This is a genomic window from Microbacterium sp. C-MGS6, assembly GCF_058140415.1.
Genome location: NZ_CM176934.1, coordinates 3,090,240 through 3,106,098 on the forward strand (window position 1 = coordinate 3,090,240; position 15,859 = coordinate 3,106,098).

The window sequence follows — 15,859 nt, forward strand, 5'->3', positions numbered from 1 at the left end:
GAGCCGGGGACACATCGTCCCCGGCTCCTCCCCGGCGCTGCTCCAGCGCCCTCCCCGCTTACGCGCCACCGAGAACGAGAGTGCCGCCATGACCCCGCCCACCACGACCGCGCCGCCCCCGGCCGCGGCCACCTCCCCGACAGGACCATCGACGCCGATGAGCTCGACCCCCGCCCCGCGCCGCCGCACCGCGCTGCAGCAGTGGCGGAACCGGATCCCCGGCATCCTCATGGGAGGCCCGGCGGTCGCCGTGTTCCTGGCGATGTTCGTCATACCGATGATCCTCGCGGCGGTGCTCAGCTTCACCGACTGGAACGGGTACAGCCTCAATTTCACCTTCGTCGGCTGGGACAACTACATCAAGGCGTTCCGCAGCCCGCGCTCGATACAGGCCGCGATCTTCACGGGCATCATCGCCGTGGTCGGCACGATCCTCTGCAACGCCATCGGCCTCGCGATCGCCGCCCTCATCTCCGGGCCCGGCCACTCGAACACGATCCTGCGGACGGTCTTCTTCTACCCGTACGTGATCAGCGCCCTCATCATCGGCTTCCTGTGGTCGGCGATGCTCTCCCCCACCGGCGCCGTCAACGGTCTGCTCAGCACGCTCGGCCTCCCGGCGATGCCGTTCCTCACCGACCCGACCTTCGCCAAGGCGAGCGTGATCTTCACGATCGTGTGGTCGCACTTCGGCTTCAACATGATCCTGTTCCTCGCCGGCATCAAGTCGGTCCCGGCGGAGTACTACGAGGCGGCGACGGTGGACGGCGCCACGCGGTGGCAGCAGTTCCGCTCCATCACGCTGCCGCTCATCGCCCCCGTCTTCACCGTGAACCTCGTGCTCACGCTCGTCGGGCTCCTCAAGGCGTATGACGTGGTGCTGTCGCTCACCGACGGCGGGCCTGCCGGCTCGACGCAGACCATCGTCTACCAGATCCTCAAGGACTCCTTCGCGAACTCGGCCCTCGGCTTCGGCGCCGCGCAGTCCATGATCCTCCTCATCGTCACCGCGGTCGTCGGCCTCGCCGTCACCCTGGTGCGACGCCGCGCCGAGCAGAAGGCGACCGACTGATGAAGCAGACCCGCAACCGCCCGGCCCTCGCCGTCAGCGCGATCCGGTGGATCGTCCTCGGCGTCGTCGCGACCACGATGCTGATCCCGATGTACACGATGCTGATCAACGCCTTCAAACCGCAGGCCGACATCATCGAGAACCCCCTGCTGATCACTCCGCAGATGTTCACGTTCGACTACCTGTGGGCCGCGATCACGAGCAGCAAGTTCAACGTGATCGCCGCGTACGGCATCACGCTGCTGTTCGTCGTGCTGGTGAACCTGTGCTGCATCGCCCTCGCCGCGCCCGTCGCCTACGTGATCGCGCGCGGACGGTCGAAGTGGCACCTGGGACTCCTGCTGCTCTTCGTCTCCGGGCTCTTCATCCCGGGCCAGGTGACGCTGATCCCTGTGGTCTTCGTGCTGCGGGTGCTCGGGCTCATCAACACGATCCCCGGGTTCATCCTCTTCGAGACCGCGGCGACCCTGCCGGTGACGATCTTCCTGTTCACCGCCTACCTCCGTAGCGTGCCCCGCGACATCGACGAGGCGGCGTCCCTGGACGGCGCCGGTCCCATCCGCGCATTCTGGGCGTGCATCTTCCCGATCATGAAGCCCGTGGTCGCGACGGTCGTGGTGCTCAACTCGATCGGGGTGTGGAACGACTTCGTGAGTCCGCAGATCATCCTCGGGCCGAGCTCCGGGATCTACACGGTGACCACCGGGGTGTATGCGGCGGTCGGACAGTTCTCCACCGACTACACGCAGGTGTTCCCGACCCTCCTGCTGGCCGTGCTGCCCGCGATGGTGTTCTTCATCGTGATGCAGCGCCACATCATCGGCGGCCTGGTCGCCGGAGCGACGAAGGGATGACCGTGCCGGAGACCCCGCTCACCCGTCCGCTGCGCACGATCCCGGCATGGGCCGTGCTGCAGCGCCGGCTCTTCGCCGAGGTCGAGGAGGCCCGCCGCCTCTTCCGCGACCGCTACACGCTGCCGGACGGCCGCCTCCGCGGCGTCGCCGAGTTCATCGACCGCGACGGCGTGGACGACCTGTACGAGCCGTTCTTCAACTGGCCCGCGTTCTACCTGCTCGGCGGCCCCGACGAGGTCCTCGCCGACGCCAAGCGGCACTGGGAGGGCGTGACCGTGCAGCTGGCCGAGGCGGGCATGCTCGCCGAGGAGTACGACAACGGCTACGACTGGTTCCACCAGGGCGAGTCGCTGCTCTTCCTCGCCGGCATCTGCGCCGCCGACCCGGCCGACACCGCGTTCGCCGCGCGCGCCGCCCGGTTCGCGGCCCTCTTCACCGACCCCGCGAAGGGCAACTACGACGCCGAGCGCAACATGATCCGCTCACCGCACAATGGTGCCCTCGGGGCCCGCGAGGGGCTCGACGAGAAGATCGTGCCGTACACGGCCGACCGGGACGAGATGCGCCCCTACGGCCTGCCGCTGCACGGTGTGGACGGGATCGCCTCGTGGGAAGACCTCGCCGATCCCGCGCACGCCCAGCGCATGGCGGAGGAGATGCAGCGCCGCGCGGCCGGTGACATCGCCGTGAACCTCGCCGCGACCTCCCTCGCCGCGAACCGCTGGCTCTACGACGGCCACGAGGAGGCGGCCGCGTGGATCCGCCGGTACGTCGACGGCTGGCGCGCGCGGGCGGACGGCGGGCTGCTCCCCGACAACGTCGGCCCGGACGGCACCGTCGGCTCCCTCCACGACGGCCGCTGGTGGGGCGGGCACTACGGCTGGGCCTGGCCGCACGGGCTGCACTCGGTCGGCATGAGCGCCCTGATCGGTGCCCTCAACCACGCGCTCGTCACAGGCGACGACGCCGCCCTCGACCTCGTGCGCACCATGCTCGACACGGTGCTCGCCGAGGCGCGCAGCGGCAGCGTCGCGGAGTCCACCTACAGCCTGCGCGGCGGGTGGATGGCCCGGCTCGGCGCCGCCGCCACCGAGCCGGCTCTGCTCGTCCCCTACCGCCACGGCGCGGACGGCTGGTTCGACTACGGGCCCCTGCAACTCGACCTCCCGCTGTGGCTCTGGTGGTGGTCGCGACGGGCGTCTGACCGGGAGCGGCTGGAGACGGCGATCGCCGGTCTCCCCGACTCCACCGACCTCGTCGCGCCGTTCCGCGACAAGGAGGAGGCGGGCCACGAGGCCGGCTGGTTCGCGTATCTCTCCGGCGACCTCCCGGAGTACCCGGTGCGGGCATTGGAGATGGCGCTCGGCCAGGTGGCGCGCCGTGCCGCGATGATGCTCGCCGACGACCGCGACCCCGACGCCGCGCACCTGCACTTCTGGCAGCGCGTGAACCCCGTCGTGACCGAGGTGCTGACCCAGCTCGTCGGCGGAGCGCCGCAGGTGCTCTACAACGGCGGACTCGGTTTCACGGCTCTGCGCTACGAGGATGTGGACCGCGCGCGACCCGGGCTCCCGGAGGACGTCGCCGCGCTCGTGCACCGCCTCGACGACCACGGCATCGGCGTGCAGCTCGTGAACACCTCCGCCGTGCACACCCGCACCGTGCGGCTGCGCGGCGGGCGCTTCGGGCTCGACCGGATCGTCCAGGTGACCGCCACCGGGGAGGAGCCCGGCTTCTGGCCCGGAGCGTCGGGCACCTACACGGCCCCGGACGCCCCGCTCGTCACGACGACCCTCGATGTCGACGACGACCTCGTGGTGACCCTGCCCCCGGCGCACACCGCCGACCTCGACCTCACCATCGCGCGTGCGACCGGCTCGCCGCGCCACCTGTTCCCTGAAGGAGACGCATGAGCGCCGATCTGATCCGACCCGACTTCGCCCTGCCCGTCCGGGGTGGGGCCTACGAGCGGCCCTCGCGCGAGGTGGTCGACTCCTTCGGCGCGATCTCCTCCGCCACCGCGTGCGCCAAGCTGCACGGGCTCGGGATCCGCCGCAGCTACATCGACGGGCCGGAGCCGCTGAGCCTCGGTCAGCGCGTGGTCGGCTCGGCGCTGACGCTGCAGTTCATGCCGCAGCGCGAGGACATGGCCTCCGGCGACGGTCAGGAGTACGCCGAGCGGCACACCGCCCTGTGGCACGTGCTCGAGGCCGTGCAGCCCGGCGACGTGCTGGTGATCCAGGCCTACGGCAGCCGCTTCTCCGGGTGCATCGGCGACATCCTGGCGCGTTACTTCGCACGCAAGGGCGGGGCGGGGATCGTCGTGGACGGCCGCATCCGCGACGCCGGCCGCATCCGCGAGCTCGGCATCCCGGTGTGGTCGACGGGCACGACCCCGCACTACGCCTCGCAGTCGGAGCTCGTGCCGTGGGCGTACGACGTGCCGGTCGCGGTGGGCGGTGCGCTGTGCATGCCGGGCGACCTCGTGGTCGCCGACGACGACGGCCCCGTCGTGGTGCCGCAGGCGATGGCGCCGCAGGTCGTGGACGACGCGCGCGATCATGAGGAGTGGGAGGTGTTCAGCCGCCGCCGCCTCGACGAGGGCGCGCGCCTGAGCGACTACTACCCGCTGACCCCCGACAGCCGCGAGGAGTACGAGGCATGGCGTTCCGTCCAGAGCTCCGTCCGCTGAACCCCGCCGTCGCCGCGCGCGACGACGTCGGACTCGGTTGCGCGCCGATCGGCAACCTCTTCGCCCCCGTGGCGGACGCCGACGCGGTGGCCACCGTGCATGCGGCGCTCGCCCGGGACGTGCGGTTCTTCGACACCGCGCCCCTGTACGGGTCGGGTGAGAGCGAACGGAAGCTCGGCCTCGCCCTCCGCGACGTCCCGCGCGACGACTACGTGATCGCGACGAAGGTCGGCCGGGTGCTCGTCGATGCGGACGGCCGGCCGGTCTCGGGAGCCGCGAGCGGGCACGACTCGGTCGTCGATCTCAGCAGGGACGGCGTGCGGAGGAGCCTCGACGGCAGCCTCGCCCGGCTGGGCGTCGATCGCGTGGACGTGCTCCATCTGCACGACCCCCTGGACGTGGAGGCGGCGTTCGCGACAGCACTCCCGGCGCTCGTCGAGTTGCGCGACGAAGGAGTGGTGCGCGCGATCAGTGTGGGCCTCGGGCGACTCGACCCCCTGGAGCGCTACGTCGCCGAGGCGCCGCTCGACGTGGTGATGGAGGCCGGACGACTCACTCTGCTCGACCGCACCGCCCTGGACCGGCTGCTGCCGACCGCGGCGGCCCGCGGCATCGGGGTGCTCGCGGCCGCCGTGTTCAACTCCGGCATCCTCGTCGACCCGGTCGGCTCCCCGTTCTTCGAGTACAAGCCCGCACCACCGGAGCTCCGGGAGCGGGCGCTGCGGTTGCAGGCCGTGTGCGCCTCGTACGACGTGCGCCTCGCGGATGCCGCGGTGCAGTTCCCGCTGCGGCACGGCGCGGACGCCGTGGTCGTCGGGGCACGGACGCCCGCGGAGGTGGACGCGTTCGTGGACGGCCTCGACGCCGAGCTGCCCGCCGCGCTGTGGGACACCCTCGACGCGGAGGCCGCGTGATCGCGCGGCGCAGGAGCTGACGTGCGGATCGTCGACACCCACGTGCACGTCTGGGACGCGGATGCCGTGCCGATCCCGTGGTTCCGCGACGATCTCGGCCTTCCCCGCCACGCCGCGGCCACAGACCTCGGGCGGGAGCTGACGGACGCCGGCGTCTCCTCCGCCATCGCCGTGCAAGCAGCGGACTCGGTGGCCGAGGCGGAATGGCTGACGGCGACGGCCGCCCGGGACCCGTACCTGCGGCGCGTGGTGCTGCAGTACACCCCCGCGCCGGGACGGGCCGCCGGCGCCACCGCAGTCGCGTTCTCCCCCGCCGTGGTCGGCGTGCGCGCCGCGGTGCCGCAGTACGCCGCTGACCTGTCCGATGTGGACGGCCTCGACGCCCTCGCGGAGCACCTGGGCGCGACCGCCCGCACCCTCGAACTGCTCATCCGCCCGGAGCAGCTTCCCGCCGTGGCCGCCCTCTCCCGACGGCACCCCGGCACCGCGGTCGTCCTCTGCCACCTCGGCCTCGGCGCCCGGACGGCCGATGCCGCGTGGCTCTCCGCCCTCGCCGAGGCCGCGTCGGCTCCGGGCGTGTCGGCGAAGGTGTCCGGGCTCGACCTCGCGGCGCGCGGGGCGGAGGAGTCGCGGGAACTGCTGCGCTCCGCATTCACCCTCTTCGGCCCGGACCGGCTGATGTTCGGCAGCGACTGGCCGATGTCCACGCGGACCACGACCTACGCAGAGGTGCTCGCCGCGACCCGGCGGGCCCTTCCTCCCCTGTCCCCTTCCGAGGCCCGAGCGTTCTGGTCCGGCACTGCCGACCGCCTCTCCCCCTTCACGGCCTAGCCCCCCGTCGCAGATCCTCACCGCGTCGCAGGGACTCCGGTCACCCGTGCGGCCTCGGTGCGAAACTGCGACCCCGCGCAGGGACTCCGCAGCCCCGTCGCGGATCCTCACCGTGTCGCAGGGGCTCCGGCCAGCCGTGCGACCCCGGTGCGAAACTGCGAACTCGCGCGGGGGTCAGTCGAGGAGGGTGCCGGCGGCGTGGGCGCGGAACAGGGAGGACGCGGCCTCTTCGTCACCGGCGTCCAGCGTGTCGAGCAGGCCCTTGTGCCAGTCCGCGACCTCGTGCCAGTCCCCCGTGAAGGTGGGGTCGCCGAGCACGTGCATGACGCGCAGGCTCGGCTCCAGGAGGTCCCACATGCGGGGGAGGTACACGTTGCCGCTGGCCTCGATCACCGCACGGTGGAAGGTGAAGTCGAGCTCGCGGAACCGGGCGAGGTCCTCCGCCTCGGCCGCCTCGTGCATCTGTGCGATGAGGCCGACGAGCTCGGCCCGGCGAGCCGGGTCGAGCGCTCCGCAGGCCAGCCGTCCGGCCAGCCCCTCCAGCTCGACGCGCGCGACCTTGGCCTGCGCCGCCTCCTCCGCGGAGTAGCTCGCGACGAAGTTGCCCTGATGGCGCACGTGCGACACGAGACCCTCGTGGGCGAGCCGCTTGAGGGCGTCGCGCACGGGCGCCTGGCTCACCTGCATCTGCCGGGCGAGCTGCGACTCCACGAGCTGCTCTCCGGGAGCCAGCGTGGAGTCCTTGATCATCGCCTTGATGAGCGCGTAGATCTGATCAGACAGCAGTCCGCGCTGCAGTCCGGCCGTGCCGAGAGCATCCGTCATGACCATCAGTCTACGTCCATTATCGACTATCGCTAATGGACGCGGCCGTGCGCCAGGCATCCGCGATGAGGGCGGATCCGCGGGGCGTCGGGTGCACCCCGTCCGGCGCGAGCTCGACGACCGGATGCTCCTCCGCGGCCGCCGTGAAGACATCGTGAAGGGGCACGAACGCCGCCCCGTGTTCCGCGGCGAGAGCCCGCACGGCCGCCCGTTTCCCGTCGAGGTCGTCGAGCCACGCGCGCTGTTCCTCCGTCACCGGGAGGAAGTACGGCTCCATGAGGATCAGTCGCGGGGCGTGCGTCGCCACCGCTCGGGCGAGGAGGTCGCCGAGCGTCGCTTCGAAGTCCTCGGCTGGGGTCGGGTCGTCGCTGTCGAAGCGTCGCCACATGTCGTTCACGCCGACGTACACGGTCAGCAGCTCCGGCGCCGTCGGCAGCAGCTCCGCGTCCCACCGGGCGGCGATGTCGCGGGCGCGGTCCCCGGCGATCCCGAGGTTGCGGACCGTGGCTCCCGCCGCCTGCAGCTCGGGCGCGAGGAGCGACACGTAGCCATCGCCGAAGGACCCGGGGTCGGAGCGATCGCGCCCCGCGTCGGTGATCGAGTCTCCGATGAAGGTCACCCGCATCGTGGCACGTCCTGTTCGTCGTTCTTGAGCTTGGGTCGCACCGAGATCGGGAGCTCGACGCTCGCGCCAGCGTACGTCACGGTGAGCGTGTGGTGCGGGCGCACCTTGCTGCTGTCGAAGCCGCTGACCATGTCCGCCGTCACCTGCTGCGTGGTGCGGGAGCCGTCGCTCCAGTCCACCCCCAGCAGCATTCCGGTCACGTCGAGCTCCTCGCCGCGCACGTAGCGGGTCTTCGGGTCTGCCTCGGGGGCCCAGCAGATGCCGGTCACCGTCGCGGGCGGCGGCGTCGGCCGCACGGCCAGGGTGTTCGTCTTGCCGTAGTGGTAGACGTTGAAGAAGCCGTCGGCACCGATGCGGAGGTTCTCCCTGGCGTCGACCATGTTCCACACGGTCACGTCGTCCACCCGGAGCACGATGCGGGTGCCACCGTCCTCGGCGACGGTCCCGAACTCGATGCGGTGCGTGGATCCCGGCTCGATGACCGTGTTGGGGATGCTGTCGAGCATGGTCTGGCCCGGGGTCCAGCTCTGGAACTCGATCACGTCCTCCTTGATCACCGCGAGGTAGCCGGTGTTGGAGTTCTGCCAGGCGGGGAGCCCGGTCTGATCGGAGCGCGCCTGGAAGCCGTACCAGCCGCCGTCGAAGGCACCGAACTCCGCCTCGAACTGCAGCAGGGTGTCGCCGAAGCGCTCGGCCTCGTAGCCGTGCACGCCCTGGCCGCTGATCACGACGCCGGTGTCGTCCACGGCGATGTGGTCGGACTGACTCCAGTTCGCCCCGTCCTTCAGCTGGCCGTCGAGGCGGGTGGTCGGGTACTCGGCATCGTCCACCGTGATGGTGACCGTGTCGCTGAGGCTCGGGTCGGCGACCGAGGTCGCGGTGATCGTCGCGGTTCCGGCCGTGACCCCCGCGATCCGGCCGCCGGAGACCGTGGCGACCTCCGGCGCATCGGTCGTCCAGGTGACCCGGGCGTCGCTGGCGTCCTCCGGGGCGACCGTGGCCGCGACGGACCGCCGCTCCCCCACGGTCAGTCCCACGGCGTCGGCATCCAGGCTCACGCCCGTGACCGGAACACCGGAGAGCGAGAACCCGATGTCGTCGAAGTCGAGCGAGGCGTAGTTCTCCACGTAGAACCCGACCCGACCGGCCTTGCCGGGCCCGGGGTCGGCGCCTTCCAGCGCGATCGCCCCGTTCACGGAGATCCGGATCTGCCCGTCCTGCACCGCGATGCGGACGTGCGACGTCTCCCCGGGGGTCAGGCCCTGCGCCGCCGGCACGACCTTCTCGGCGACGACCTTCCAGGCGTCGTCGAAGATCGTCCAGGTCGGACCGGCCGCGGCCTGACGGAAGCGGATGTAGCCGCCGCCCTTGCCGTTGCGGTCGTAGACGATCAGTCCCGCGTTGGCGGGGGTCGTCGCCGGGGCCGTGACGTCGAAGTCGAGCACGAACTCCGTGAAGTCCCGCGGCAGGATGCTGTTGGCGCCCTTGAGGATGCGGTACACCTTGTCGCCCGATGCATCCACCTGAATGGAGCGGTTCGGGTCGGTCGGCCAGCCGTTCGCCCCCGACTCGAAGTCGGTGAAGTGCAGCACGCCGTCGCCCTCCTCGACGATCACCTCGATGGTCGCGGTCTTGGTGGCATCGGCCTTCGCCGTCGCCGTGACCGTGGTCGTGCCGGGGCCCATGCCGAGCACCACGCCCTTGTCGTTCACGGTGGCGACGGCGGCATCGGCCGAGGCGTAGGTCACCGCGGCGTCGTCGGCGTTCCACGGCAGCGGCACGGCGCGCACGCGCACCTCGTCGCCCGCGTCGATCGTGAGCGTGTCGCTGTCGAACGCGATGCCCTCGAGCGGGATGGTCTGCGGCTGCTGCGTCTGCCCGATCGCGCCGTCGACCCCGATCTCGCCGAAGGCGATGGCCTCGAAGCCGGGGATCTGGTCGAACACGGCCGCATCGGCCTTCAGCGTGTAGTCGCCGTTCGCGGCGTCCACGAAGCCGGGGTCGGCGTCGGCCACCCAGTTGTCCTCGTAGTTCAGGAGGTTCTTCCCGTCCTTCGCGCCGTGTTCGTTGACGCCGGCCATCCGGGCCCGGTTCGGGTTCCACACGACGTTCTCGGCGAAGGTGCTGTGGTTCGGGAAGTGGTGGTCGTCCTCGAAGAAGTGCGCGAGCTCGGGATACTTGGTCAGGTACGGCGTGCCCACGAAGTCGTTGTTGTCGGCGAACACCTTCTCCCAGGCCGGCATGTAGTCGCGGTCGACGACGTTGCCCTCCTGGTCGCCCATCCACTGCTCGTAGTTGTCGTACGGGGCGTACGCGTCGACGAAGACGTTGTTGCGCGCCTCGATGTAGTCGGCCGAGCCGCTCTTGATCGCGCCGTTGCCCATGTTCACGAACACGTTCTTCTCGATCGTGAGGTCCCACGTGAAGTTGTCGGCGTAGATGCCCTCGACGCCCGCCATGCCGACGCCGATGTCGTGGAAGTAGTTCTCACGGAACACGTGGCCGCGCTGCTGCGGGGTCTTACCGGAGTTCATGTAGATCGCACCGAGGTCGTGGAACTGCTTGCAGACGTCGTACACCTCGTTGCGCTCGAACAGGTGGTCGTTGCCGTGCACGATGATCCCGGGGTGGGGAGCGTCGTGGATCTCGTTGTCCCTGGCGATGTTGCCGACGCCGTCGAACATCACACCGGGGTTGTAGGCCTTGTGGTAGTAGGCGAAGTCGGCGATCTCGGAATTCTCGACCCGGTTGCGGCCGGGTTCGAGCGTCGTCTTGTCGCCGCCCTGGAGCACCACGCCGACGCCGCCGACGTGCGTGAGCCGGCTGTCGGTGACGGCGTGGTCGCGGCCGCCGCGGTTCACCGGGATGCCGTCGTAGGTGTAGCGCCCCGGCGAGTTGATGAGCACGCCGCCGTCGGTGAAGTTGCGGATGTCGCTGTGCGAGATCGTCACGTGCGAGCCGCCGAGGATCACGGCGGCCGTCGCGCGTCCGTACTCCATCACGAGGTCGTCGAAGTTCACATATGAGGCGCCGTCGGCGCGCAGCATCGGCTCGTCGAGGGTCGTCACCGTCACGGCGCCGCGACCCGACGTGAACGCGGCGTTGGGGATGAGGTACAGCTTCCCGGCGTCGCGGTCGATGTAGTACTCGCCGGGGGCGTCGAGCTCCTCCAGCAGGTTCTGCGCGAAGTGGAAGTCGGGGAACCAGCTCTTCATGATCCCGGACATCTCGCCGTAGCGGAGGGTGATGGTCTTCGCGTCGGTGTCGATGCTCTCGATCTTGTTGTACGACCACTCCCAGCTGTAGCCGAAGATGCCGTCCAGCCACACGTCCTCGGCCTGGGTCCAGTACTTCGGGCGGTCGTAGCCGTAGCTGAACGTGCCGCCGCGCTCCTGCAGGTCGGCGTCGTTGCGGTCGGGCCCGGCGTCGACGATGTCGCCCATCTGCACGGTCGGGGTGGCCGCGTCGGCGTTGGGCCACCGCGCGAGCGTCATGCCCTGGCCGTCGATGAACAGCTCCATGGGCGGCGTGGTGCTGACGTCGTTGGCCTTCCAGTAGCCGTGGCGGCTGAGCTGGCCGTAGTCGGTGATGCCGAGGTCGGCGAGGTCGATCCCGACCACGCGATCGCGGGCAGCCGGGTCGATGATGCGGTCGGTCACCGCCGCGTCGTCGACCGCGGCGAACTGGTCGCGCGGCAGCTCGCGACCGCCGGTGAGGGTGGCAGTCTCCCCCGGGTACGAGCGGTAGGTGATGGGGGCGTCGGCAGTGCCCGAGTCCTGCGCGCCGATCTCGAACGACGCCGAGCGGGGGTACGTGCCCTCCCGGAGGTACACCGTGAGGCCGTCGTTCGGGAGCGCGGAATCCGCCTTCAGCGCGCGGATCCGGTCGCGGGCGCCTTCCAGCGTCGCGAGGGGGTCGTCGATCGTGCCGGAGGCCGCGTCGTCACCTCCCGGCGCGAGGTAGAGGGCGTCATCGTCCGCGGCCGCAGCCGCCGACGGGATCGCCGCGCCGAGGGCGGATCCGAACACCGCCGCCAGGGTCAGGCTTGCCAGTACACGCTTCATCGCGTCTCCGAACTGTCGCTTCCCGCACGGCCGATGCGCGCGGCGCCGCGGGAGCGGCTGCTCCGACCGTAGCCAATCGATAATCGACTAGCAAGGATCGATACTGATCGTTTCGGATCGGCGATGTGTCAGAACGCCCGCCCCACACTGAGCAGTACGCCTAGTGATCCCGAGCCGCGAGGAGGGAGGTCGGGATGTGCCCGACCGCGAGGACGACCGCGGCCAGCGCGATCCACGGATTCTGCAGCCAAGCCGCTGTGCCGAGGAAGGCGGCCACCGGCGCGAGGGCCATCGGGACCGGGATGCCGAGGACGGTGTCGAACAGCGCCGACGCGGGCCGGCCGCGACGCAGGTAGCGGATCCAGAGGGCCCCGTACGCGAGCACCGCCAGCGCCACCGGCACCGCCCACCCCCACGCGATTGCGCCGGTCGCCGTGATCGCCGGGACCGTCATGCAGAGCGCCTGCCCTGCCCTCTCGAACACGAGGAGCACACGGGGCACCGCCGGGCTTTCGAGCTTCGGCCTCGGCGGGAAGGGGATCAGCAGCAGGTTCGGCAGGAAGATCGCGAGACTCACCGCCAGGCCGAGCAGTGAGAACCCCATGTCGTGATCGTACCGAGGGCTCCCTCCGAAGGAGTCAGTTCACAAAACAAACACTTTCCACCACTTTCTGACTATTGCGCTCTCCAGTTGACGTCGCTGTAATCTGCCGGAAATACTGAGGAAGCCCGAGACCGCACCGCGAGAGTGCGGACACATCACCCCAGGCCAAGGATGACCTAGATGACAGAACAGACCATTTCCTCACAGATAGGAACAGGTCGCCGGCCCCGTCGCCTCTCGGACGGGATGTTCGCGCTCCTCCTCACGGCTCCCGGCCTCGCGCTCCTCGCCGCCGTCGTCGTGTACCCGCTGATCACGGCCCTCATCACCGCGTTCTACAAGCAGAGCCTCGTCGAGCCCGGCCGCGAGTTCGTCGGCTTCCAGAACATCGTCGACGTGCTCACCGGTGAGTTCTTCCCGCTCCTCACCCAGACGCTCGTCTTCACCCTCGGCACGACCATCGCGCCGTTCGTGATCGGCTTCGGCCTCGCCCTCGCCCTGAACACGCGCATCCGCGGCGCCAAGGTGCTCCGCGGCCTCATGCTCATCCCGTGGCTGATCCCCGGCGTGGTCGTGTCGTTCCTCTGGATGTGGATCTTCAACGCCAACTACGGCGTGCTCAACGCGGCCCTGGAGACCGTGGGCCTCATCGACTCCCCGCAGGCGTGGCTCGCGAACCCCACCACCGCCATGATCGCCGTGATCGTCGCGAAGACCTGGCAGTCGTTCCCCTGGATGATGGTCATGCTCCTCGCGGGCCTGCAGACCGTGCCGATCGAGCTGCACGAGGCCGCCGAGATCGACGGCGCCGGCACCATCCGCCGCTTCTTCTCCATCACGGTCCCGCAGATGAGCGGCATCATCGGCCTCGTGATCCTGCTGGAGTTCATCTGGAACTTCCAGCACTTCGACATCATCTACGTCCTCACCGGCGGCGGTCCCGCCGGCTCCACCCAGACGTTCGCGACCGCCGTGTACGAGACCGCGTTCGACGGTTTCGACCTCGGCCACGCCGGGGCGATCGGCCTGCTCTGGATGATCCTGCTGATGGCGCTCGTCGTCGTCTACGTCCGCCTGTCCGAGAAGGGAGAGAAGCGATGACCGCCGTGCTGACCGAAGAGACGGTGGCCGCCGTCTCCGCCCCACCCGCCGCGCCCCGCCGTCGGCGCCACCGCGCCGACCGCCGCGCCTCCACCGTGAGCGCCTGGATCGCCGTCGTCGTCTTCGGCGGGTTCGCCCTGCTACCCGTGTACTGGCTGCTCGCGACCTCGCTCACCCCCCGCACGGAGGTGTTCAGCTACCCGCCGAAGCTGTTCCCCACCGAGATCACGTTCGAGGCCTACGCCGCCCTCGCGAACAACCCGGCCCTGTTCGGCTACCTCCGCAACAGCATCGTCGTCTCCGTCATCACCGCGATCCTCTCGGTCCTCGTGTCGGCGTACATGGGCTACGCGTTCTCGAAGTTCCGCTATCGCGGCCGCCGCAGCCTCATGTACTTCGTGCTGGCGTCGCAGATGTTCCCGCAGGCGCTGCTGCTCATCACCCTCTATGCGGTGTTCTCGGCATACGGCCTGCTCAACACCTACACGGCGCTCGTGCTGTCGTTCACGACGTTCACGCTGCCGCTGTGCGTGTGGATGCTGAAAGGCTTCTTCGACACGATCCCGGACGAGCTCATCGAGGCCGCCCGCGTCGACGGCGCCTCCCGCATGCGCATCATCCACTCGATCGTGCTGCCCCTGGCCGCGCCCGGGCTCATCGCCGCGGGGTTGTTCGCGTTCGTCCGCGGCTGGAACGACTTCATCTTCGCCCTCACGCTCGCCGGCCCCGACAAGCAGACCCTGCCGCCGGGACTCGTCAACACGTTCATCGGCGAGGCGTCCACCGCCTGGCCGGAACTCATGGCGGCTTCGCTGGTGGTCTCGCTCCCCGTGGCCATCGCGTTCATCGCCCTGCAGCGCTTCCTCGTCGGCGGGCTCACCGCCGGCGCGGTCAAGGGCTGACCCGCACCACCCCTCATCCGCAGTCCCTCGAAGAAGAGAGAGCACCCCCATGTCCGAGAACACCACCGTCTCCCGTCGCCAGCTCCTGCAGTTCGCCGGGCTCGGCGCCGCCGGCCTCCTCCTCGCCGGTTGCATGCCGAGCGGCGGCGGCAACGGCAGTCCGTCCTCCTCCCCCGGCGCCGGGCTCGGCACCGGCGACTTCACCGCCACCGACTTCTCCTTCTCCAGCTGGTCGCTGACCGAGGAGGCCGCCGCCCCGGCGACCCGCGCGCTGCTCGACGGCTACAAGAAGACCAACGACGTCGGCATCACCGAGGTCTCCTTCCCCTACAACGAGTACTTCAAGCAGCTCATGCTGCAGGTGCGCGGCGGGCAGTTCACCGGCGCCGCGCACGTCGACGTCGCCTGGCTCGCCTCGCTGGCCGCGCTCGGCAAGCTGGAGGACGTCTCGGCACTCACGAAGGGCCGCGGCTACACCGCGTCGAGCCTGGAGGCCACGCAGCTCGACGGGAAGCAGTACGCGTTCCCGTGGACCATCGGCGCGATCGGGCTCATCACCAACTCCGAGCTCCTGAAGAAGGCGGGGATCTCCACGTTCCCGACCACCGTCGACGACTTCGAGGCGGCGCTGAAGAAGCTCAAGGCCCTCGGCGGCGGCCTCATCCCCTACGCCGCCTCGACCAAGGCCGCCCAGCTCAAGGACGTTCTCATCTGGATGCAGACGTTCGGCAGCGACCTCGTCAAGGACGGCAAGGTGACGATCGGCGACGACGCGAGCATCGAAGCGGTCACCTGGTACAAGTCGCTGTACGACCAGGGGCTCATCGCCGCCGACGTCGACCGCTTCGACGCCCGCTCGCTGTTCTCCCAGGGCCGCGCCGCCATCTACGACGACGCCCCCGTGGGCCGCGCGTCCGTCACGAAGGACTCGCCGGATCCGGACCTCGCCTCCAAGCTCGTGCCCGAGTCCCGCCCCGTGCTGAAGAAGGGCGACACCCCGCGCGCCCTCGTCTGGGGCGGCGCGATCGCCATCGTCGGCGGCGGAGCTGGCGACAGCACGCGCACGGCCGCGGACTTCGGCCAGTGGGCCACGAGCGACCTGAAGGCGGTGCTCGGCGACTACGAGCTGCGCGGACTGCCGCCCGTGACCGAGGAGGCGCAGGCCTCGAAGGAAGTGGCGTCCGACGCGTTCGGCTCGCGCTTCGCCGAGAAGATCACGGCGACCGCGACCACCAACCCGTTCTGGCAGTACCCGCAGTACGCCCAGATCGAGACCGTGATCGCCGACCGCGTGCAGGCCGTCCTCGTGGGACAGCAGAGCGCGAAGGACGCGATGGCGCAGGCCGGCGACCAGGCGCAGAAGCTGCTGGGCTGA

At 70.1% G+C, this 15,859-nt stretch carries 13 protein-coding genes; 9 read left to right on the forward strand and 4 right to left on the reverse strand.

From position 1 onward, the window contains the following. Window positions 1-88 precede the first annotated feature (88 nt). From AC3B5L_RS15310 to AC3B5L_RS15335, 6 genes are read left to right on the forward strand one after another with little or no spacing between them, the layout of a single operon-like run. Window positions 89-1,072: a carbohydrate ABC transporter permease gene (locus AC3B5L_RS15310; protein WP_490095950.1), complete on the forward strand. Its 984-nt coding sequence runs from the start codon at window positions 89-91 to the stop codon at window positions 1,070-1,072. After that, window positions 1,072-1,926 carry a carbohydrate ABC transporter permease gene (locus AC3B5L_RS15315; RefSeq protein WP_490095951.1) on the forward strand — a complete coding sequence of 285 codons (855 nt, stop codon included), beginning with the start codon at window positions 1,072-1,074 and terminating at the stop codon, window positions 1,924-1,926. Before AC3B5L_RS15310 ends, AC3B5L_RS15315 begins: the two co-directional genes overlap by 1 nt. Then, the gene (locus tag AC3B5L_RS15320) at window positions 1,923-3,839 is read left to right on the forward strand and encodes a DUF8034 domain-containing protein (RefSeq protein WP_259953318.1); all 1,917 of its coding nucleotides are present in this window, start codon (window positions 1,923-1,925) and stop codon (window positions 3,837-3,839) included. The genes AC3B5L_RS15315 and AC3B5L_RS15320 overlap by 4 nt, the downstream gene beginning before the upstream one ends. Continuing rightward, the gene (locus AC3B5L_RS15325; RefSeq protein ID WP_490095952.1) at window positions 3,836-4,618 is read left to right on the forward strand and encodes an RraA family protein; all 783 of its coding nucleotides are present in this window, start codon (window positions 3,836-3,838) and stop codon (window positions 4,616-4,618) included. Before AC3B5L_RS15320 ends, AC3B5L_RS15325 begins: the two co-directional genes overlap by 4 nt. After that, entirely contained in the window at window positions 4,588-5,532 is a 945-nt protein-coding gene (locus AC3B5L_RS15330; RefSeq protein ID WP_259953316.1) for an aldo/keto reductase, read from the forward strand. Before AC3B5L_RS15325 ends, AC3B5L_RS15330 begins: the two co-directional genes overlap by 31 nt. A 21-nt stretch (window positions 5,533-5,553) precedes the next feature. Next, a complete protein-coding gene (locus tag AC3B5L_RS15335) occupies window positions 5,554-6,363 on the forward strand; it encodes an amidohydrolase family protein (protein ID WP_259953315.1) in 810 nt (269 codons plus the stop codon). A gap of 174 nt (window positions 6,364-6,537) precedes the next feature. Here AC3B5L_RS15335 and AC3B5L_RS15340 read toward each other — a convergent pair whose 3' ends face one another. The 4 genes from AC3B5L_RS15340 to AC3B5L_RS15355 form a co-directional block, all read right to left on the reverse strand. Next, on the reverse strand, window positions 6,538-7,188 hold the full coding sequence (locus AC3B5L_RS15340; protein WP_136051814.1) for a GntR family transcriptional regulator: 651 nt from the start codon (window positions 7,186-7,188) through the stop codon (window positions 6,538-6,540). 19 nt (window positions 7,189-7,207) lie between these two features. Further along, entirely contained in the window at window positions 7,208-7,813 is a 606-nt protein-coding gene (locus AC3B5L_RS15345; protein WP_259953311.1) for an SGNH/GDSL hydrolase family protein, read from the reverse strand. Further along, on the reverse strand, window positions 7,804-11,877 hold the full coding sequence (locus AC3B5L_RS15350) for an Ig-like domain-containing protein (RefSeq protein ID WP_259953309.1): 4,074 nt from the start codon (window positions 11,875-11,877) through the stop codon (window positions 7,804-7,806). The genes AC3B5L_RS15345 and AC3B5L_RS15350 overlap by 10 nt, the downstream gene beginning before the upstream one ends. A 160-nt stretch (window positions 11,878-12,037) precedes the next feature. Then, window positions 12,038-12,481 (reverse strand): hypothetical protein, encoded by a 444-nt coding sequence (locus AC3B5L_RS15355; RefSeq protein ID WP_187662507.1) that lies wholly within the window; start codon window positions 12,479-12,481, stop codon window positions 12,038-12,040. A gap of 246 nt (window positions 12,482-12,727) precedes the next feature. On the opposite strand from AC3B5L_RS15355, the gene AC3B5L_RS15360 reads away from it, so the two are divergent. Genes AC3B5L_RS15360 through AC3B5L_RS15370 form a run of 3 tightly spaced genes read left to right on the forward strand, consistent with a single transcriptional unit; the run spans window position 12,728 to window position 15,859 of the window. Then, the gene (locus AC3B5L_RS15360) at window positions 12,728-13,582 is read left to right on the forward strand and encodes a carbohydrate ABC transporter permease (protein WP_174235390.1); all 855 of its coding nucleotides are present in this window, start codon (window positions 12,728-12,730) and stop codon (window positions 13,580-13,582) included. Beyond that, entirely contained in the window at window positions 13,579-14,484 is a 906-nt protein-coding gene (locus AC3B5L_RS15365; RefSeq protein WP_101848185.1) for a carbohydrate ABC transporter permease, read from the forward strand. The genes AC3B5L_RS15360 and AC3B5L_RS15365 overlap by 4 nt, the downstream gene beginning before the upstream one ends. Window positions 14,485-14,533: 49 nt before the next feature. Next, window positions 14,534-15,859, forward strand: coding sequence for an extracellular solute-binding protein (locus AC3B5L_RS15370; RefSeq protein WP_259953302.1), 1,326 nt, complete (start codon window positions 14,534-14,536; stop codon window positions 15,857-15,859).